The following is a 17,994-nucleotide window of genomic DNA, read 5'->3' on the forward strand; positions in this document are numbered from 1 at the left end:
CTTGCTTGGTTCAGGCTCAGCGGTAGACCGGGAAGTCGCGCGTCAACGCAGCGACCTTCTCGCGCACCACCGCCAGATTCGCCTCGTCATGTGGCTTGTCCAGCACGTCGGCGATCAGATGTGCAGTGATACGCACTTGCTCCTCCTTGAAGCCGCGTGTGGTCATGGCTGGAGTACCCAGACGGATGCCGCTGGTCACCATTGGCTTCTGCGGGTCGTTGGGGATACCATTTTTGTTGCAAGTCATGTGGGCTGCGCCCAGGATGGCTTCGGCTTCCTTGCCCGTCAGGTTTTTCGGGCGCAGGTCCACCAGCATCACATGGCTCTCGGTGCCGCCAGAGACAATGCGTAGGCCTCGTTCAATGAGCGTATCTGCCAAGACCTTGGCATTTTTGACCACCTGGGTTTGGTAAGCCTTGAATTCCGGCGTCAGTGCTTCCTTGAAAGCCACGGCCTTTCCGGCGATGACATGCATCAGCGGGCCGCCCTGGATGCCGGGGAAGATGGCCGAGTTGATTTTCTTGGCAATGGCTTCGTCATTGCACAGGATGATGCCGCCACGCGGGCCGCGCAAGCTCTTGTGGGTGGTCGATGTCACGACATCGGCGTGCGGCACCGGGTTGGGGTACACGCCAGCAGCAATCAGGCCTGCATAGTGGGCCATGTCCACCATGAAATAGGCACCGATCTCTTTGGCGATCTTGCCGAAGCGCTCGAAATCGATGCCCAGGGAATAGGCGGAGGCGCCGGCGATGATCAGCTTGGGCTTCTTTTCACGAGCCAGGGCTTCCATGGCGTCGTAGTCGATTTCTTCCTTGGCATTGAGGCCATAGGAAATGACGTTGAACCACTTGCCGCTCATGTTCAGTGCCATGCCGTGGGTCAGGTGACCGCCTTCGGCCAGGCTCATGCCCATGATCGTGTCGCCTGGTTGCAGCAAAGCGAAGAACACGCCTTGATTGGCTTGCGAGCCAGAATTCGGCTGCACGTTGGCAAAGTTCGCGCCAAACAGCTCTTTCAGGCGGTCGATGGCCAATTGTTCGACCACATCAACGTACTCGCAACCGCCGTAATAACGCTTGCCCGGATAGCCCTCAGCGTACTTGTTGGTCAGTTGGCTGCCCTGCGCTTCCATGACGGCGGGCGAGGTGTAGTTTTCCGAGGCGATCAACTCGATGTGATCTTCCTGGCGACGGTTTTCGTTCTGGACGGCAGCCCAGAGATCCGGGTCGACTTGGGCGAGGGTGGAAGTGCTACGGTCAAACATAGGGTGGCAGTGCTCTAGAAGTGGAGTGCCCGTCTTGCCAGGCATCGATTGAAAAAGATGCAGGCCGAGGAGGCTGCCCAGGCGAACGGCTGAAGGCGGCGTGAGCATTCGCCCATCACCGTTCGCGCTCCCCGGTGGTCCACCACCTCAGGCGGCCCGCAACGCTCGATCGTTCGGCCCCCTTGATCGCCAGTCGCGCGAAGCTTGGAGTGTAGCCTCAGCATGCGGTGCCGCTCGCGGGCCCGAGGCAGCGGTTCAGCGCAGCTGTGCCACCTTTTCGTCGTCCAGCGACGTCTGCTCGATCAGCTTGGGCGCAGCCATGGGCGTGCTGGCCGGGCGGGCGGGTAAGGCTCGACCCGAGGCAACCGCCTTGAGTTGCTCTTGCATGGCCAGGACACGGCCGGTGTAGCTGCCTTCGTCGGGCAAATTGGCTGCACCCACGTAAAAACGAAGGCCTTCCTCGACGCTCCCCGCGCGTTGAATGCACTCCTTCAGCACCTGGACGCCCACCCGCAAATTGGTGATCGGGTCAAAAGCGGCCAGATTGCCGCCGAACGCCTCATATTTGTCGTTGTGGACCTGAGTCATCACCTGCATCAGGCCCTGAGCGCCGACAGTGCTTTGCGCAAAGGGGTTGAATGCCGATTCGATCGCCATGATGGCCAGAATCAGAGTGGGCTCTACGCGAGCACGCTGACCCACGGTGTAGGCTTCCTGGACCAGCCGGCTGATCGGTTCCGGGGCGACCTTGTAGCGCCGAGCCACCCATTGGGCGATGGCGGCTTGCTGGCGTGGCAGGTCTTTAGGGTCGACGGCCGTGGCGCGTGCCATGGCATCCGGCTCCTCATTGCCGGTCAAGGTGTTGCCGCCGGCGATGTCACGGGCTTCCTGGCGAGCATGCAGCCAGCCACGGACTTGGCCTTCCAGCTGCTGGCGCAATTCGGCTTGACTGGCAAAAGTCAGAATCATGGCCACGACCGCCAAGCCAACGAGGGCCAGTGTGTTGTGGCTGACAACCAGCAGGCCTTGGCCAATGTCCTTGACGAACAAGGATGCAGCGGCCCCAGTACTGCGGGTCAGGGATAAAAGATCACGACGCGCTGTCATGCGACTCCTTTCTTCTCTTCCTCACCTCCCAGTCTCCGGCAAACGCCAGAGGCTAAAGGTGCGGCAGTGATAATGGGTCGACCCAAAGGGCGAAGCAAGACCTGCGTCCACTTCCCCCGGGCCGACGTCCATCGGCAGCGGGGCGCCTCCACCCTCCCAAAGGCGAAGACACGGGTTAACCCTGAAAACTCAAGGCAGGCGGATTTTAAGGGTCAAAAATAACCCGTCAAGCTTATAGACCTGTTTTTATATTACTGGATGTTATGAAGTACCGTGACCTGCGCGACTTTATTGGCGGTTTGGAGGCCATAGGTGAGCTCAAAAGGGTTGAGCAATCGGTGTCTCCTGTTTTGGAGATGACCGCTCTCAGCGACCGTGTGTTGCGAGCCGAAGGGCCTGCTTTGCTGTTTGCAAATCCGACGGGGCACCGCATGCCGGTGTTGAGCAATCTGTTCGGCACGCCGCGACGCGTCGCGCTCGGCATGGGGGCTGAGAGTTTGGAGGACCTGCGCCAGGTCGGTCACGTCTTGGCCAATTTGAAAGAGCCAGAACCACCCAAGGGCGTGAAGGACGTGGGCCGGCTCCTGCAGATGATGAAGTCGGTCTGGGACATGAAGCCTCAGACCGTGCGCCGTGCGGCCTGCCAAGAGCTGGTGTTACAAGGTGCCGAGATCAATTTGAAGGACATTCCCATTCAGACCTGCTGGCCGGGTGACATTGGCCCCCTGATCACTTGGGGCTTGGTCATCACGCGGGGTCCTCAATCGGTGCCCAAGCCGCGCACGCGTCAGAACCTGGGCATCTATCGCCAGCAATTGATCGGGCGCAAGCAACTCATCATGCGGTGGCTGGCCCATCGCGGCGGCGCATTGGATTTCCGCGAGTTTGCATTGGCGAATCCGGGCCAAGCATTCCCAATTGCTGTGGCGCTGGGCGCCGATCCGGCCACCATCCTGGGCGCCGTCACGCCGGTACCTGACAGCCTGTCGGAGTACCAGTTTGCCGGCCTGCTGCGCGGCTCGCGAACCGAACTTGTCGACAGTGGCGTGGGCGAGGGTGGCCGCATGCTGCAGGTCCCGGCCAGTGCTGAAATCGTGCTTGAGGGCTGCATTCCAGTGGCTGCCCCCGGCTTCAAGGGGATCAGTGAAGACGGCATTGCCTTGAAAGAAAAGGGCGGTTATCTCTATGCGCTGGAAGGACCCTATGGCGATCACACTGGCTACTACAACGAGCAAGATTGGTTCCCGGTCTTCGAAGTCACGCGGCTGACGCGGCGCGAGCAGCCGATTTATCACTCCACCTACACCGGCAAGCCTCCGGATGAGCCGGCCATATTGGGCGTAGCGCTCAATGAAGTGTTCGTGCCTATCCTGCAGAAGCAGTTCACGGAGATCGTTGACTTCTATTTGCCGCCCGAAGGCTGCAGCTACCGAATGGCAGTGATCTCCATCAAGAAAGCCTACCCGGGGCATGCCAAGCGTCTGATGTTTGGGCTCTGGAGCTTTCTGCGCCAGTTCATGTACACCAAGTTCATTGTGGTGGTGGACGAGGACATCAATGTTCGTGATTGGAAGGAAGTGGTCTGGGCCATTACCACGCGCATGGACCCGGTCCGGGATACGACCTTGGTCGACAGCACGCCGATCGATTACCTGGATTTCGCTTCCCCGGTCAGCGGTCTCGGCGGCAAGATGGGCTTGGATGCCACCAACAAGTGGCCCGGCGAAACCAGCCGGGAATGGGGCCGAGGCATTGTCATGAGCGCCGACGTTCAGGCGCGCGCTGATCGGCTCTTCGAGGCGCTGTTTACCGCGGTGCCCTCGAGTTTGTCCAGGGTTTGAAAACGAAGCAGGGATCACCTACTGTTAGGAAGCCTGTCTCAGGCACAACCTCTGGCGCAATCATTGCGCGCCAGGAGCCCTCGGGCACATCCCCTGAGAGCCCCATCGGTGGCGTCAGCCACCACACCCCCTCCTAGCCCAGGCTCGGAGGGGGTTTCTGCTTTGGGGATAATTTTTTCGCGCGACTCAATGAGCGCCTGCCAGCGCGATGGACTCGTAGACCACGTAGCGCACGCGTCCATAGCCCTCGCTGCTGGGCAGCCATGCGCTCATACGCGAGCCCTCCGTCGGTCTTAGGCCCGCTGGTGCAGGGATGAGCGTGATGTCACTTGCAGAACCACTGTCTGCCAAGGCATCCCGGAAGGCACGAAGAGAGCGCGGCATATGCTGCTCATGGGTGACCAGCACCAAGGTCCGGACCTGGCGCTGCCGCAGCAGCGTCACGCTGAAACGGGCGTTTTCTCTGGTGTCCCGTGATTGATCCTCGACCCAGCTCAGGGGATGGCGGAACTCTTCGGCAGCGATACGCCGGGCGATCTCGCCTTCACTGCTGATCTGATCGCGCGCTTGCCAACCCACGCCACCCGAGAAGCCCAGCGGCGCCCCGATCTGTCGCGCCAGCCATATGCCCAGGCGTAGGCGTGGCAAGCTGTATTCATTGAGGCTGGAGCCTTGATATTCCGGGGCCAACTGGCGCGCGCCACCACCCAGGACCAGCACGGCCACCCCACCTTGCTTGGCATGCAGGTCACGCAGCCTCTCGGTATCCGCTCGCTCCAGCGCGGGCGGCGTGTTCAGCCACGCGCGGCCCAAGTACAGCCCAAAACCCTCGCATCCACTGAGCCAGATGCCTGCCGCGGACATGCCGAGAAGAAGCCAGCCGAAGCGTTTGTGGCCCCGTTGCAGGCGAAATCCGGCGCCCACGGCCAGGAGCATGAAGACCAGAGGCGGCTGGACTAGAGTCAGGGTGAAGGGCTTGAAAAACTGGGTCAGCGGATTCAGGTCCACGGGCATGGTTTGTGTCACTTCGGGTCTCGCATCATCGCCGGTGGCGACGAGCACCCCTGCCGGCGTGCGGAAATCTGCCCTCGGCTATGCTCGCGCCGTCTCTTAAAGAACAGGTCAGCCCACCGCATGAACAGCCTAGACACCTCTTTGCAGCGAATCACCCTCGGCGGTGGTTGTTTCTGGTGCACCGAAGCGGTGTTTGAGCAGGTCAGGGGCGTACATGCAGTGCAATCTGGCTATTGCAACGGCTTGGTTCAAAATCCCAGCTACGAGCAGGTCTGCTCCGGCCAGACCGGCCATGCCGAGGTGGTGCGGCTCGATTTCGACCCGAACGTGGTCAGCCTGCGAGAGCTGTTGGAGGTGTTCTTTGTCATTCATGACCCGACCTCCTTGAATCGTCAGGGCGCTGATGTCGGCACTCAATACCGATCGGGCATTTATGTGCATTCGCCTGAGCAGGCCACTGAAGCCCGCTTGGTCTGGGACGAAGCGCAAGCGGCGCATGCTGGCCGGCTGGTGACAGAGTTGCTGCCCGAACAGAACTACTGGCCAGCTGAGGCCTATCACCAGCATTACTACGCCCGCAACCCGGATCAAGGCTATTGCGCCTTCGTCGTGGCAGGCAAAGTGGAGAAATTCCGCAAGACCTTTACGCGCCTCCTGCGCTCTGCGGTCTGAATCGGTCGCCTCCGGAAGTCGCCTTGATGAGCATCCAATGGTCAGGGCTGAGTTACCGCTATGCCGGTGGTAGTGGCCTCTTGTCTTTCCCCGATTTCTCCATGGCCGCCGGCCAACACCTGCTCTTGCGCGGGCCATCGGGCAGCGGCAAGTCCACCTTGCTGGCCTTGATGGCTGGTTTGCTGACGCCCACCGAGGGACGGATCGACATGGCCGGCAGCGACTTGGGCAGCCTGAGCGCGCGGCAACGCGATGCTTGGCGCGGGGCCCAGCTCGGATTTGTGCCGCAACGCCTGCACCTGAGTGCCAGTCTGAACGTTCTTGACAACCTGGCTCTGCCGTTCATCAGTGCCGGCCTGCCGCCTCGGCCAGAACGGGCTCAGGCCTTGCTGCAGCATTTGGGTTTGGCTGATCTGGGGCAGCGACTGCCGCATCAGCTGAGCGTCGGCCAGGCGCAGCGTGTGGCCTTGGCCAGGGCCCTGATGCGCCAGCCTGCACTGTTGCTGGCCGATGAGCCGAGTGCCAGTCTGGACGATCGCCATGCCCGCCAGGTGCTGGATTTGCTGTTGGACACTGCTGCGGAGCAGGGGATCACCCTGATCCTGGCCACACATGACAGCCGGCTGGTCCAGCCCTTACAGGGCAGGCTTGATTGGCGCGTACTTGACTTGAGCGCCAGCACTGCTTCGGAGGCTGTGGCGTGAGCGCCTTGATCCGCTTGGCCTGGCGTTACCTCTGGGCCCAACCTTTGACGGCCTCGTTGAACCTGCTGCTCTTGAGCCTGGGCCTGGCGGCCATCAGCTTTGTGCTCCTGGTCAGCGAGCAGATCGAGGCTGGAGTGCGACGCGATCTGGCGGGCATCGACCTGGTTGTCGGCGCCAAGGGCAGCCCGATGCAGATCATGTTGTCCGGTGTGTTCCACCTTGATGTGCCCACCGGCAACATTCCGCTGTCGACCTTGGAGACTTTGCGTGCCCAGCCCCTGGTGGCGCGAGCCGTCCCGCTGTCGCTGGGCGACAGCCTGCGCGGCTTTCGCATTGTCGGCACCGAGGCCAGCTACCTGGAGCTGTACGGTGCCAGCCTGGCCCAAGGGCAGCTTTGGCGCGCGCCCTTGCAGGCCGTGCTGGGGGCCGAAGTGGCACAGCGCACCGGTTTGGCATTGGGCGTGCAGTTTGCCGGCAGTCACGGCCTGGGCGAGCAGGGCGATGCCCATGAGGGCGAAGCCTACACGGTGACCGGCATACTCAAGCCGACCGGCACCGTGATCGACCGCCTGGTGCTGACCGATCTGGCCTCGGTCTGGCAGCTCCATGAAGCTCACCATGGCAGCACTGCAAACACCGCGCTTGAGGAAGAAACTGAAGAAATGGAGCGCCGCGAGATCACCCTGATCTTGCTGAGCTACCGCAGCCCGCTGGCCGCCATCAGCCTGCCGCGCTGGGTCAACGCGCAAGCGGGCCTGCAGGCGGCAGCGCCGGCGCTGGAGACGGCCCGTTTGCTTCGCCTGGTCGGCACCGGCACCGACGTCTTGCGCGGATTCGCCGTGGTGCTGTTGCTGGCCGCAGGGCTGTCGGTCTGGGTGGCTTTGCTCAATGCGGTGCGGGCGCGGCAAGCCGATCTGGCCATGATGCGCATGCTGGGTGCGCCACCGTGGCGGGTGGCTGCCTTGGTCGGGCTGGAGGCGGCCATCCTGGCGTCACTGGCCTGTGTGATCGGCCTGACGCTGGGCCATGGCTTGTGTGCAATCCTGGGTCAGCTCTTGGCCGACCGTCAAAGCCTGCATCTGACCGGCTCATGGTTCTCCCTCTGGGAGCTCAGCTTGCCCCTGTTGGCGGCCAGTCTGGCGCTGCTGGCTTCCGCTTGGCCGGCCTGGCGAGCCTACCGGCTCGATGTCAGCGACTTGTTGCAGGCGCCGCGCTGAACGGCCGTAGCAGGCACAATGCCGCACTCGATCCGCCACGTCATGAATAGTCGACCCGCCTTGAACCTCATCGCTCGTTTCGCTGAAACCCGTCGCGGCCTGCTCGTCATGGGCTTGATGGCCCTGTTGCCGGGTCTTGCCCAGGCGCAAGCTCCCTCGATCGGCCAAGGCCCCGGCTACCACGACCCGCGCAGCCCCTTCAAGCCGCTACAGGAGCGTGAAGGCGTGCTGTCCTGGAGTTTGCTTGCTGCCGTGACGACCCGGACCGAGAAAAATCGGCTGCTGCCCACATTCCCTGCGGCCGTGCAGGCCCTGAATCAGAAGAAGGTCAAGGTCCAGGGTTTCATGATGCCGCTGGAGCCGGGGGACAAGCAAAGGCACTTCCTGCTCTCCTCGGTGCCCACGTCCTGCTCCTTTTGTGTGCCGGCCGGTGCCGAAGGACTTGTCGAGGTGTTCACGCAGCAACCGGTTCGCTACTCGCTCGAACCGGTGCTGGTCGAGGGTGTGCTGGCGGTCTTGAGTGATGATCCTTACGGGCTCTACTACCGCATCAACGGCGGCCAGGGCCTGGCGGCCCCTTGAATGCATATTGCATGCTGTCACGCCTGATTTGAAGCCATGAGCCCGCGTCCCCCATCCTCACGTAGCAGAGCCGTGGCGCTGCATCGTCATGCCGCGGCGTGGCGGGTGTGGGCGTTGCTGGCCCTGATGCTGGCTTTCCAGGGGCTGGGGCAGTCGCACCGGATCTTGCATGGCGCGGGTTTTGCGCGTGCTCTGGTGCCCTTGTCGTCTTTGGCGCCGGTGCTTGCATCTGCAGAGGCCAAGGTCGGGACCCTGGTGTCTGCCGATGGCTGGGGCCATCAGCGCGGCGAGCTGGTTTGCCTGCTGCTCGACCAGCTCAGCCACGACCACGCGCCGCTGACGCAGCCCGTGTCTCTGCTGCCGGACCTGCCCCAGGCCGTTCCCAGTGCCGGCTTGGTGGCCTTGCTGTATCTGGCGGCACGCTGGAAGCGCGCTGCCCGCGGCCCCCCTCAGCGGGTTTGATTCCTTTGGATTGTCCGTAAGGCGCCATTCGTGCGCAGCATCCTCTGGGCTGCTGCGGCATGTCGGCGCCAACGCCTGTGGCCCTGCCTTGTGTGAGCAGATGAAGCCCGGGCGCATCCCCATTTCGTCGCGCCGGCTCGGATGTTGAGTTCCCCTTGCCGCGCCCGACCGCCAGAGAGTGTCTGCCATGAGCACCCCATTTTTCGCCCGCCAACCCCTGGCATTGGGCGCCAGCCTGTTTTGCATGAGTCTCGCGGCTCAGGCGCAAACCCAAAGTCCAGCCGATGTCGCCCCGGTCGCCGCTGTGAGTGCCACCAGCACCGAGCATCTGAGTCGAGTTCAATTGACCGGCAACCCCTTGCGCAGCCAGCAGCTGACGCAGGCCAACAGTGCCCTCAGCGGCGATGAGCTGAGCCTGCGCCGTGCCTCTTCTCTGGGAGAGACCCTCGATGGCCTGCCCGGTGTATCGGCCAGCTACTTTGGCCCCAATAGCAACCGCCCCACCATTCGCGGCCTGGATGGTGATCGGGTGCGCATGTTGAGCAACTCCGGCGCTTCGGTCGACGCCTCCAGTCTGAGTTTTGACCATGCTGTGCCGACCGACCCGCTGGTCATCGATCGGGTCGAGGTGCTGCGCGGTGCAGCCGCTTTGCTGTACGGTGGCAATGCCATCGGCGGCGTGGTCAACACCCTGGACAACCGCATTCCCAAGGCGGTGCAGCCGGGCTTGAGCGGCGCGGCGGAAGTCCGCTTCGGCGGGCCCGCGCAAGAGCGCAACGGCGCCGTGGTGTTGGACGGCGGTGTCGGCTCGGGCAGCCAAGGCTGGGCCTGGCATGCCGATCTGGCCGGCCGGCGTGCGTCCAACCAATCGGCGCCGCGCTTCACGGCCGAGGGTGAAAGTGCCACCGAGGTCCGCAACTCCGCGGCACGCAGCCACGGCGGTGCGCTGGGCGGCTCCTACATCTTTGCCGAAGGCTATGCCGGCCTGTCGCTGGAGGACTATCGCAACGACTACGGCGTGACCGTCGAGCCCGATGTGCAGATCCAGATGCAGCGGCAGCGCGTGGCCACGGCGGGCGAATGGCGTTTCGCCGCCGGCAGCGGCGCTGCCGATCTGCTGCGCCGCGTGAGCTGGAATGCCAGCAGCAGCCGCTACCAGCACCAGGAGGTGGAGGGCTCGGGTGAGATTGGCACCGTGTTCAAGAACCGCGGCAAGGATCTGCGCCTGGAGCTTGAGCATACGCCGCTGGGTGCGAGCGGCGCCGTCAAAGGCATGCTGGGCCTGCAGATGGAGCGCAGCGATTTCTCCGCAATTGGTGCCGAGGCCTTGGTGCCCAGCTCGCAAACACGCAGCAGTGCGGTTTTTCTTTTGGAGCAGTACAGCGCCGGTGCCTTGACGCTGGAAGCGGGCGCGCGAGCCGAATCCGTGCGAGTCAACTCGGCCGGCGATGCGCTGGACGCTGAAGAGCCTCGCTTTGGCGCCGCCAGCAGCCTGCGCTTCAAGCCGCGCAGCCTGACTTTGAGTGGCAGCTATCGCCTGAGCGAAGCCTTCAGCCTGAATGCCCAGGTCAACAGCAGCCAGCGTGCCCCCATGTTCTACGAGCTGCATGCGCAGGGCGTGCATGTGGCCAGCGGGGCGTATGAGCGCGGTGATGCCAGCCTGGGCCTGGAGCGAGCCAAGGGCGTGGACCTGGGTCTGGAATGGAAGCAGGCTGAGAACTTCGTGCGCTTGAACCTGTTCCGCACCCGGTTCGCCAGCTATATCGCGCTCGACGCCACCGGCGAGCAGTTCGAGGACGCCGGCGAGACCTTCCCGATCTATGCCTTCAAGGCCGTACCAGCATTGCTGACCGGCTTTGAGTTGGAGGGGCACTGGCATTTGCCGGCCCAGTTGCTGCCGGGCACGCAGCTTGCTGTCACGGCCACCTTGGATGGTGTGCGCGGCAGCAACCGTCAGACCGGTGAGCCCTTGCCGCGTCTGGCGCCGCTGCGCGCCAGTCTTGCGCTGGATGCCCAGCAAGGCCCGTGGACGGTTCGAGTCGAGTGGCGCCTGAGCGCACGGCAAGACCGGGTGCCGGCCCTGGATCATGCGACGGCGGGCTACGGCTTGCTGAAACTGAGCCTGTCGCGCCAGCTGCGCATCGGCAGCAACGAAGCGCTCTGGTATCTCAAGCTCGACAATGTGGGCAATCAGTTGGCCTACAGCGCGAGCTCAGTGGCCACCATTCGCGAGCTCAGCCCCTTGCCTGGCCGGAGTCTGCATACGGGCTTGCAACTGCGCTTCTAACGGCCAGCCCCCGTGGCTTCAGGGAGCCAAGCGCTCCTTGAGCCATTGCCCGTCAGCCTGCAGGCGGTAACTCAGTCGGTCATGCAGGCGGGACTTGCGACCCTGCCAGAACTCCCAGCGCTCGGGCAGCAAGCGATAGCCGCCCCAGTGCGGAGGACGATCGGGGTTCAGGCCATGTTGCACGGCCGCCTTGGCCGCATTGGCGACCAAGACGCCGCGCGAGCTGATGACCTGACTTTGTGGCGAAGCCCAAGCGCCCAGGCGGGAGTCCAGCGGGCGGGAATGGAAATACGCATCCGATTCCTGCGCGCTGACCTTCTCGACCCGGCCTTCGATTCGCACCACCCGCTCGAGTTCGACCCAGTGGAACTGCAGGGCGGCAAAGGGATGCGCGGTCAGCTCCTGACCCTTGCGGCTTTCGTAGTTGGTGAACCACACGATGCCGCGGTCGTCATAGCTCTTGATGAGCACGATGCGAGTCGAGGGGCGGCCGTCGGCACCCACCGTGGCCACAGTCATGGCATTGGGTTCGGGCACTTCGCTGGCCAGGGCATGTTCCAGCCATTGCTTGAACTGGCTCAGGGGTTCATTGGCGGCCATGGCTTCGTCAAGTTCGCCTTGCTCATAGCTCTTGCGAAGGTCGGCCAAAGGCTTGCTGTTGTTGCTGCTGTTCATGACGAGAGTATCGGCCCAAGGCCTCTTGCTGGTAGTTGTTCTGACGGTAGAACACCTTAAGTGATGGCCCCATTGCGCGCAGCGCGCCCGCCGCGGCATGCTCTAACCCGGTGCAGCTTGACGATTCGATCGGGCAGCGGCCGGGCCGAGGGGCTTTTTGAAGGATTTGATCTGATGACACATCGGCGACCGGCTGTCGTCGTGCTTGCGGCAGGCCGCGGCATGAGATTTACCGGCCTCGGGCACAAGCTGGTGCAGCGCCTGGGCGCCGGCAGCTCTGACGCCTTGGCTGACACCGTGCTGGCCCGGACCGTGGCGCATGCCTTGGCCACCCGCCTTCGCGTGGTGGTGGTCACGACGGCAGCCCTGGCTCCCAGTTTGCAGGACCTGGTGGCCGCTCGGGATGTGGTTGTGCTGCCTGAACTCGACAGCCAGGGGCGCGCGAGCCCTGTGGGCATGGGGCACTCCATCGCCGCGGGCGTAAGCGCCAGCGGCGATGCGGATGGCTGGTTGATCGTGCCGGCTGACATGCCGCTGATGAAACCCGAGACCATGTTGGCCGTGGCCCAGGCCTTGGAGGCCTACCCGGTGGCCTATGCCCAGCACCGCGGTCGCCAGGGTCACCCTGTGGGTTTCAGCGCCGAGCTGTTCTCGGAGCTGGTGGATTTGCATGGCGATGAGGGCGCGCGGCGCATCGTGGCGCGCTACCCCTCACAGGCGGTCGAGGTGGATGACCCGGGCGTGCTGGTCGATGTCGACACCGTGGAAGACCTGCAGCGGATCAAGGCTCAGGCGGGCGGCTGAGGGACACACAGGCCCTGGGTCTCAGCCAGGCGCAGCTGCCGCTCAAGTTCGGCGTCATGGATGCCATGCTCGCGCAGGCCCAGCACGCAGCGTTGCAAATAGTCCAGGGTGCTGCCGTAGCGGCCGCGGGCATGGCGCAGGATGTGCAGCAAGGCGGCATCGTCTAGCGGACCGACCCGGGCTGGGCTGTTTTTCTTGAGCGTGAAACTCAGCGCCAAACTGGGGCCGCCCACTGTGTGGCAATTCAGCCAGCGCGGCGTGTAAGAGCCCACCACCATTTCGCGCACCCAGAGCTCGTCCAGGACCCGCGCGCTGTGCTCGGGCGCCACACGGTAGACCAGGCCGCGGCAGCTGCCGCCGGGCAGCAGGGTCAGCACCAGGCCGGGTTGTTCGCGATTGCCCCGGTTGGACAGGCTCCGCAGGCGCATCGCCCGGTGGTAGCCCTGAACCCGCGCCGGCCACTGCTCGGCCGCTTCAAAGCCCGGGCGCCAGATCAGTGAGCCGTAGGCGAAGAGCAGCAGGCCTTGTTCGCGGCACCAAGCCGCGCGCGCCTGCTGCAGCAAGTCTTGGCTGTGGGGTGGCAGGGCGGCCAGAGCCTGCTCCAGGGGCAAGACTTCGCGCCAAGCCGCGTCGCTGGAGGTGGAGTCGGTGGAAGGCGAGTGAGGGTTCATCAGGGCGCTCATCCTGCCACAGCCTCTGGCCACGCGCGGCTGCTGTGACAATCGCCGCAGCCTCATGCCGCGTCTGTAACGACCCCGTCTCATGTTCAACACCCGTTTCCGGTCTCTCGCTCTGTTCCTACTGATGGGCCTGTCGCTGCTGACTGCGCGGGCGGCCGAGCCCCTGAGTTCGCCCACGCTGCGCAAGATCCGCGACACCGGCGTGATCGTGCTGGGCTACCGCGTCGCTTCGGCGCCTTTTTCCTACCTCGATGCCGATCTCAAGCCCGTGGGCTACTCCATCGAGCTGTGCGAGCGTGTGGTGCAAGCCGTGCGTTCCCGTCTGCAGTTGCCTGAGTTGGAGGCCAAGATGGTCAGCGTCAGCTCGGCCACACGCATGCCCATGGTGGCCAATGGTTCGGTCGATTTGGAATGCGGCATCACCACCCACACGGCAGAGCGTCAGCGCATCCAGGCTTTTTCACTGACCACTTTTGTGGCCGAGACCCGCCTGCTGTCCAAGCGCCAGCGGCCGATCCGCAGCCTGGATGAGCTGCGCGGCCTGCCGGTGGCATCCACCATCGCCACCACCAGCATCCAGTTTCTGCACCAGATCAATCAGACGCGCGAGCTGGACATGAAGATCCTGGTCGGACAGGATGACAAGGACGCGTTTCGTCTGCTGCAAACCGGCCGCGCCGTCGCCTATGCCATGGACGATGTGCTGCTGCGCACGTGGTTGGCCGGCAGCGGCCGGCCGCAGGACTATCTGATCTCCGAGGCCTCGTTCTCGATCGAGCCCTATGCGCTAGGCTTGGCGCAAGGCGACCCGGGTTTCAAGCAGCTGGTCGACGAGGCCTTGCGGGCCTTGTTCCGCAGCGGTGAGATTCGCACCATCTACCAGCGCTGGTTCGAGAGCCCCTTGCCCGGCTCGGGGCTCAATCTGCGTCTGCCCATGAGCCCGGCTTTTCTGCGTTTGACTGAGCAGCCCAGCGATTCGCCCGATCCGGCTCAGTACCGCTGAAATTGACGGTCAGGGTTTCAGTTGGAGCGGAAGCGCTCCAGGTCGATGCCGTGGCGGTGCAGCTTGTCGTAGAGCGTTTTCTTGGCCGTGCCCAGCAGCTCCATGGCCGCCGGCACCTTGCCCTGGCAGCGCTGCAGTGCCTGCTCGATCAGCGCTTTTTCCACCTGATCCATTTGCTGGGCCAGGGTGGCTTGGGGCTCGGGCGCAGGGGCGTTCGTGCCTTCAAAACCTCCGATGTCCAGCACGAAGCGGTCGGCGGCATTGCGCACCTCGCGCACATTGCCGGGCCAGTCATGGGCCATCAGCTCGCGCAGGCGCTGCGGGCTCAGCTCGGGCGCACTGCGCTCGTAGCGTGCACAGGCGAGGCCGACGAAATGCTGGAACAGCAGCGGGATGTCCTCGCGCCGCTCGCGCAGCGGCGGCAGTGAGAGCGTGGCGACATTGAGCCGGTAATAGAGGTCACCGCGAAACTGCTGTTGCTCGCTGAGGGCGCGCAGATCGGCCTTGGTGGCGGCGATCACGCGCACATTGATGGGCAGCTCTTCGTTCGAGCCGAGGCGCTCGACCCGGCGCTCTTGCAGCACGCGCAGCAGCTTGATCTGCAGCAGCATGGGCATGGTCTCGATCTCGTCCAGCAGCAAGGTGCCGCCGTTGGCATGCTCGATCTTGCCGATGCGGCGCTTGGACGAGGAGGTGAAGGCGCCCGGCTCATGGCCGAACAGCTCGCTCTCGAACAAGGCCTCGGGCAGGCCGCCGCAGTTGATGGCGACGAAATTGCGGTCACGGCGCCGGCTCTCGTCGTGCAGGCAGCGCGCCACCAGCTCCTTGCCGGTGCCGGTCTCGCCCAGAATCATCACGTCGGCCGAGGTGTCGGCCAGGTTCAGCACCTGGCGCCGCACCTGCTGCATGGCGGCCGAGTTGCCCAGCAGCACCGCCTCCATGCCACTGCGCCGCTGGAGCTGTCCGCGCAGCTCGTCCACCGCCACGCGCAGCACGCGCTTGTCCAAGGCACGGCGCACGGCGTCGAGGAAGCGCTCGGGTGCGAAGGGCTTTTCGATGAAGTCGTAGGCGCCGGTACGCATGGCCCGTACGGCCATGGCCACATCGCCGTGGGCGGTGACCAGCACGACGGGGATCTCGGGGTCGGTGGCCATGACATGGTCGAGCAGTCCCAGGCCATCCATGCCGGGTAGGCGCACATCGGTGACCACGATCAGTTGCGCCCCGGCCTGGATATGGGGCAGGGCTTCTTCAGCGCTGGCGCAGGCCTGCACCTCCAGGCCTTCCAGCTCCAGGGTCTGGCTCAGGCTGGCCCGCACCGGCGGATCGTCTTCGACAAAGAGGACTTTGAATCCCTCAAACATGGATGAGCTTCTTTCTTGATTGAATCGGGTGGGGCAGGCGGGGGCTGCGTCAGCGGTAGTCGGCCGGCGCCAGCTCGAGGTCGAACTCGAAACACATGCCGGGCAGGCTGCCCACATCATCGCCGCGGCCGGCCGGCCGCGCGCGCAGCGTGCCACCAAACTCGTGCACGATCTTGGCTGAGATCACCAGGCCCAGACCCAGGCCTTGGCCGGGTGGCTTGGTGGTGAAAAAGGGTTCGAACAAGCGCGCCATTTGTTCGGGCTCCATGCCGGCGCCGCTGTCGCAGACGCGCACCCAGATGCGGGCGGGGCGGCCACCCGGGCTCTTGCTCTCGTCTTCAAACGGGGCGGTGCTCAGGCGCAGATGGCGCGGCCGCGGGCTGCCGTCCTCGGCGAGCGGCAGTTCAGCCATGGCGTCCAGGGCATTGGCCATCAGATTGATCAGCACCTGCTCCAGTCGGTTGGCCTCGCAGTTGACGCGCAGCTCGGGCGCGATGACCAGCTCCATTTGCACCTGCTCGGCCTCGATGCGGTGGCCCAGCAGCACGCGCGCGCCTGCCACGGCCGCGGCCAGAGAAACCGGCGCACTCGCGCTCTGCGCCTTGCGGGCAAAGGTCTTGAGCTGGCGGGTGATCTGGCTCATGCGCTCGACCATGGCGTCGATGGCACCGAGGTTCTCGCCCACGGTGCTGTAGCGGCCTTTGTCGAGCAGCAGCAGGCTGTTGCGCGAGAGTGCGCGCAGCGCGGTCAGGGGCTGGTTGATTTCGTGCGAAATGCCGGCCGACATCTGCCCCAGCACGGCCAGCTTTGCCGCCTGCATCAGCTCGTCCTCGGCCTGCAGGCGCTGTGCGATCTGGCGTTTGAGTTCGGCGTTGCTGAGCTGCAGCTCGGCCGTGCGCTCGCTGACCTGATGCTCGAGTTCGGCATGGGCGCGCCGGCGCGCCATCAGGTAAAGCACCAGCAGGCTCAGGGCCGCACCGAGCGCTGCGCCGCCCCAGCCAACAAATCGAGCCTGACGCCACACTTCGGCGGGGTCGGACAGGGTCACCAGGCGCAGGCCCAGCGGCACCACGGCAAGTTCCTGGGCCAGCAGGCGGTGGCGCCGCTCGGGCGTGGCCGGGTCCCACGATGGCAGGGAAACCAGGGCATTCTGCTGCTGGCTCAAGGTGTCCATGTCCAGCCCCAGCGAGGCCTCGAGTGTGCCGGCGTAATGGCCGCTGCTGCGCAGTGCCGCGCGCTGCTCGACCGTGCTGGGACCGAGCAGGTGGTACTTCCAGGCTGGCACCGAGGACATGATGACCACCCCCTGGCCATCGACAACCAGCAGCTTCTCGCCCAGCGAGCGCAGGCCCTGGTCCACCCAGATCGCTTCCAGGGGCGCCAGATTGAGCTTGAGCACGATCTGCCCCCAGCGTTGCCCGGCGCGCTTCAAAGGTTGAACCAAAAAATAGTCGCTGCTGCCCTTGTCCTCGTGCGCTGCGAAGAACTGCCCCGGCCCACTGAGCAGACGCTCACCCAGGCGATCGGCCAGACGGCGCGCTTCGGCGTCGGGCTCCGTATCGGCCCGGTTCAGTGGGCCGTAGTTGTTGCTGGAGGCCAGCACCCGGCCTTGCGCGTCACTGATGAAAGCCAGGCTTAGGCCGGAGCGAACGCGTACGCTGGCCAGCTTGAGCCGAGTCTGGGCGCGCAGGGCCTCGCTGGCGGGCTCTGCCAGCAAGCGCTGGACGTCGGTGTCGACACCGAGCAAGCCTGGCAGGTAGGCGTGGCGAGCCAGTTCCGCCTCCAGGCTGGCTGCGTAGAGCTCCAGGCGTTCATTGGCCACCGCGGCCAGTTGGGCCATACCCGCGCGCTCGCTCAGGCGCTGCCCCAGCGCCGCACAGAGCATGACCAGGGTCAGGGCAGCCAGGGCCAGCAGGAGGGTTTGCAGGCGCCATTGCGGCAGGCGCCAGAGGCGGGGAAGGGGGCTTGAACTCATGAGGCGAATGGGCAGGGCTGCGTAGTGTGCCCAATGTGTGCAGCGCTGTCGCGCGGTCATCAGTCGCGGCGCCACAGTGGCCCGGGCGACTTGGCACCGGGTCGGGGCGGAATTCCGCCCTGTCTCTTGAGTTGCTGTGCGGGATTCCGCTCAAGGGCGCTTGGCGCACCTGCCCATAGCATGCCGGCGCTCATGGGAAGCCCTCGGTGTATACCCGCAAGCCTTGATTTTTGGCATGTCGCTTGCACACCTTCATGACAGTTCGACGCCAGAGTCGACGCAAAAAAAGGACGACAACTATGGAAACTTTTTTCCAGCAAATCATCAACGGGCTGGTGCT

General features: G+C 64.4%; 16 protein-coding genes and 1 riboswitch. Of the genes, 9 read left to right on the forward strand and 7 right to left on the reverse strand.

Annotation, left to right across the window (positions count from 1 at the left end):
• Nucleotides 1–16: 16 nt before the first annotated feature.
• Together glyA and LNV23_RS21350 are read right to left on the reverse strand one after the other, a co-directional pair.
• Entirely contained in the window at nt 17–1,267 is a 1,251-nt protein-coding gene (glyA, locus tag LNV23_RS21345) for a serine hydroxymethyltransferase (protein WP_263564842.1), read from the reverse strand.
• Nucleotides 1,268–1,335: 68 nt separating this feature from the next.
• A riboswitch (ZMP/ZTP riboswitch) is annotated at nt 1,336–1,474 on the reverse strand.
• 48 nt (nt 1,475–1,522) lie between these two features.
• Entirely contained in the window at nt 1,523–2,374 is an 852-nt protein-coding gene (locus LNV23_RS21350; RefSeq protein ID WP_263564843.1) for a lytic transglycosylase domain-containing protein, read from the reverse strand.
• Between the two features lie 263 nt (nt 2,375–2,637).
• Between LNV23_RS21350 and LNV23_RS21355 the strand changes: the two genes are divergently transcribed.
• Nucleotides 2,638–4,215 (forward strand): UbiD family decarboxylase, encoded by a 1,578-nt coding sequence (locus LNV23_RS21355; RefSeq protein ID WP_263564844.1) that lies wholly within the window; start codon nt 2,638–2,640, stop codon nt 4,213–4,215.
• A 186-nt stretch (nt 4,216–4,401) separates the two neighbouring features.
• On the opposite strand, the gene LNV23_RS21360 is transcribed toward LNV23_RS21355, so the two are convergent.
• The gene (locus LNV23_RS21360) at nt 4,402–5,229 is read right to left on the reverse strand and encodes a YdcF family protein (protein ID WP_263564845.1); all 828 of its coding nucleotides are present in this window, start codon (nt 5,227–5,229) and stop codon (nt 4,402–4,404) included.
• A gap of 120 nt (nt 5,230–5,349) precedes the next feature.
• Here LNV23_RS21360 and msrA point away from each other — a divergent pair, with 120 nt between their 5' ends.
• The 6 genes from msrA (at nt 5,350) to LNV23_RS21390 (ending at nt 11,153) form a co-directional block, all read left to right on the forward strand.
• A complete protein-coding gene (msrA, locus tag LNV23_RS21365; RefSeq protein WP_263564846.1) occupies nt 5,350–5,901 on the forward strand; it encodes a peptide-methionine (S)-S-oxide reductase MsrA in 552 nt (183 codons plus the stop codon).
• A gap of 26 nt (nt 5,902–5,927) precedes the next feature.
• On the forward strand, nt 5,928–6,605 hold the full coding sequence (locus LNV23_RS21370) for an ABC transporter ATP-binding protein (protein WP_263520172.1): 678 nt from the start codon (nt 5,928–5,930) through the stop codon (nt 6,603–6,605).
• Nucleotides 6,602–7,822 (forward strand): ABC transporter permease, encoded by a 1,221-nt coding sequence (locus tag LNV23_RS21375; RefSeq protein WP_263564847.1) that lies wholly within the window; start codon nt 6,602–6,604, stop codon nt 7,820–7,822. Before LNV23_RS21370 ends, LNV23_RS21375 begins: the two co-directional genes overlap by 4 nt.
• Before the next feature lie 42 nt (nt 7,823–7,864).
• Nucleotides 7,865–8,404 (forward strand): DUF3299 domain-containing protein, encoded by a 540-nt coding sequence (locus LNV23_RS21380; RefSeq protein ID WP_263564848.1) that lies wholly within the window; start codon nt 7,865–7,867, stop codon nt 8,402–8,404.
• A 36-nt stretch (nt 8,405–8,440) separates the two neighbouring features.
• Nucleotides 8,441–8,866, forward strand: a complete 426-nt coding sequence (locus LNV23_RS21385; protein WP_263564849.1) for a hypothetical protein — start codon at nt 8,441–8,443, stop codon at nt 8,864–8,866.
• Nucleotides 8,867–9,053: 187 nt separating this feature from the next.
• Nucleotides 9,054–11,153: a TonB-dependent receptor gene (locus tag LNV23_RS21390; RefSeq protein ID WP_263564850.1), complete on the forward strand. Its 2,100-nt coding sequence runs from the start codon at nt 9,054–9,056 to the stop codon at nt 11,151–11,153.
• Between the two features lie 18 nt (nt 11,154–11,171).
• On the opposite strand, the gene pdxH is transcribed toward LNV23_RS21390, so the two are convergent.
• Nucleotides 11,172–11,828: a pyridoxamine 5'-phosphate oxidase gene (pdxH, locus tag LNV23_RS21395; protein WP_263564851.1), complete on the reverse strand. Its 657-nt coding sequence runs from the start codon at nt 11,826–11,828 to the stop codon at nt 11,172–11,174.
• A gap of 222 nt (nt 11,829–12,050) precedes the next feature.
• Between pdxH and LNV23_RS21400 the strand changes: the two genes are divergently transcribed.
• Nucleotides 12,051–12,632 carry a nucleotidyltransferase family protein gene (locus LNV23_RS21400; protein WP_411910612.1) on the forward strand — a complete coding sequence of 194 codons (582 nt, stop codon included), beginning with the start codon at nt 12,051–12,053 and terminating at the stop codon, nt 12,630–12,632.
• Here LNV23_RS21400 and LNV23_RS21405 read toward each other — a convergent pair.
• The gene (locus tag LNV23_RS21405; RefSeq protein ID WP_263564853.1) at nt 12,617–13,303 is read right to left on the reverse strand and encodes a gamma-glutamylcyclotransferase; all 687 of its coding nucleotides are present in this window, start codon (nt 13,301–13,303) and stop codon (nt 12,617–12,619) included. The two genes, LNV23_RS21400 and LNV23_RS21405, sit on opposite strands and share 16 nt — an antisense overlap.
• 91 nt (nt 13,304–13,394) lie before the next feature.
• Between LNV23_RS21405 and LNV23_RS21410 the strand changes: the two genes are divergently transcribed.
• Nucleotides 13,395–14,315, forward strand: a complete 921-nt coding sequence (locus tag LNV23_RS21410) for an amino acid ABC transporter substrate-binding protein (protein WP_263564854.1) — start codon at nt 13,395–13,397, stop codon at nt 14,313–14,315.
• A 17-nt stretch (nt 14,316–14,332) separates the two neighbouring features.
• Here the strand turns inward: LNV23_RS21410 and LNV23_RS21415 are convergent, their stop codons facing one another.
• A complete protein-coding gene (locus tag LNV23_RS21415; RefSeq protein ID WP_263564855.1) occupies nt 14,333–15,679 on the reverse strand; it encodes a sigma-54-dependent transcriptional regulator in 1,347 nt (448 codons plus the stop codon).
• A gap of 49 nt (nt 15,680–15,728) precedes the next feature.
• Nucleotides 15,729–17,654, reverse strand: a complete 1,926-nt coding sequence (locus LNV23_RS21420) for a sensor histidine kinase (protein ID WP_263564856.1) — start codon at nt 17,652–17,654, stop codon at nt 15,729–15,731.
• Nucleotides 17,655–17,994: the final 340 nt, after the last annotated feature.

The organism is Kinneretia sp. DJ1R-11, from assembly GCF_025717595.1.
Taxonomy (GTDB): Bacteria; Pseudomonadota; Gammaproteobacteria; order Burkholderiales; family Burkholderiaceae_C; genus Paucibacter_A.

Coding starts and splice junctions, on each gene's coding strand:
- LNV23_RS21415 (WP_263564855.1), bottom strand. CDS start 15,679: ATGTTTGAGGGATTCAAAGTCCTCTTTGTCGAAGACGATCCGCCGGTG.
- LNV23_RS21400 (WP_411910612.1), top strand. CDS start 12,051: ATGAGATTTACCGGCCTCGGGCACAAGCTGGTGCAGCGCCTGGGCGCC.
- LNV23_RS21350 (WP_263564843.1), bottom strand. CDS start 2,374: ATGACAGCGCGTCGTGATCTTTTATCCCTGACCCGCAGTACTGGGGCC.
- LNV23_RS21360 (WP_263564845.1), bottom strand. CDS start 5,229: ATGCCCGTGGACCTGAATCCGCTGACCCAGTTTTTCAAGCCCTTCACC.
- LNV23_RS21390 (WP_263564850.1), top strand. CDS start 9,054: ATGAGCACCCCATTTTTCGCCCGCCAACCCCTGGCATTGGGCGCCAGC.
- LNV23_RS21370 (WP_263520172.1), top strand. CDS start 5,928: ATGAGCATCCAATGGTCAGGGCTGAGTTACCGCTATGCCGGTGGTAGT.
- LNV23_RS21410 (WP_263564854.1), top strand. CDS start 13,395: ATGTTCAACACCCGTTTCCGGTCTCTCGCTCTGTTCCTACTGATGGGC.
- msrA (WP_263564846.1), top strand. CDS start 5,350: ATGAACAGCCTAGACACCTCTTTGCAGCGAATCACCCTCGGCGGTGGT.
- LNV23_RS21420 (WP_263564856.1), bottom strand. CDS start 17,654: ATGAGTTCAAGCCCCCTTCCCCGCCTCTGGCGCCTGCCGCAATGGCGC.
- LNV23_RS21405 (WP_263564853.1), bottom strand. CDS start 13,303: ATGAACCCTCACTCGCCTTCCACCGACTCCACCTCCAGCGACGCGGCT.
- LNV23_RS21380 (WP_263564848.1), top strand. CDS start 7,865: ATGAATAGTCGACCCGCCTTGAACCTCATCGCTCGTTTCGCTGAAACC.
- LNV23_RS21355 (WP_263564844.1), top strand. CDS start 2,638: ATGAAGTACCGTGACCTGCGCGACTTTATTGGCGGTTTGGAGGCCATA.
- glyA (WP_263564842.1), bottom strand. CDS start 1,267: ATGTTTGACCGTAGCACTTCCACCCTCGCCCAAGTCGACCCGGATCTC.
- pdxH (WP_263564851.1), bottom strand. CDS start 11,828: ATGAACAGCAGCAACAACAGCAAGCCTTTGGCCGACCTTCGCAAGAGC.
- LNV23_RS21385 (WP_263564849.1), top strand. CDS start 8,441: ATGAGCCCGCGTCCCCCATCCTCACGTAGCAGAGCCGTGGCGCTGCAT.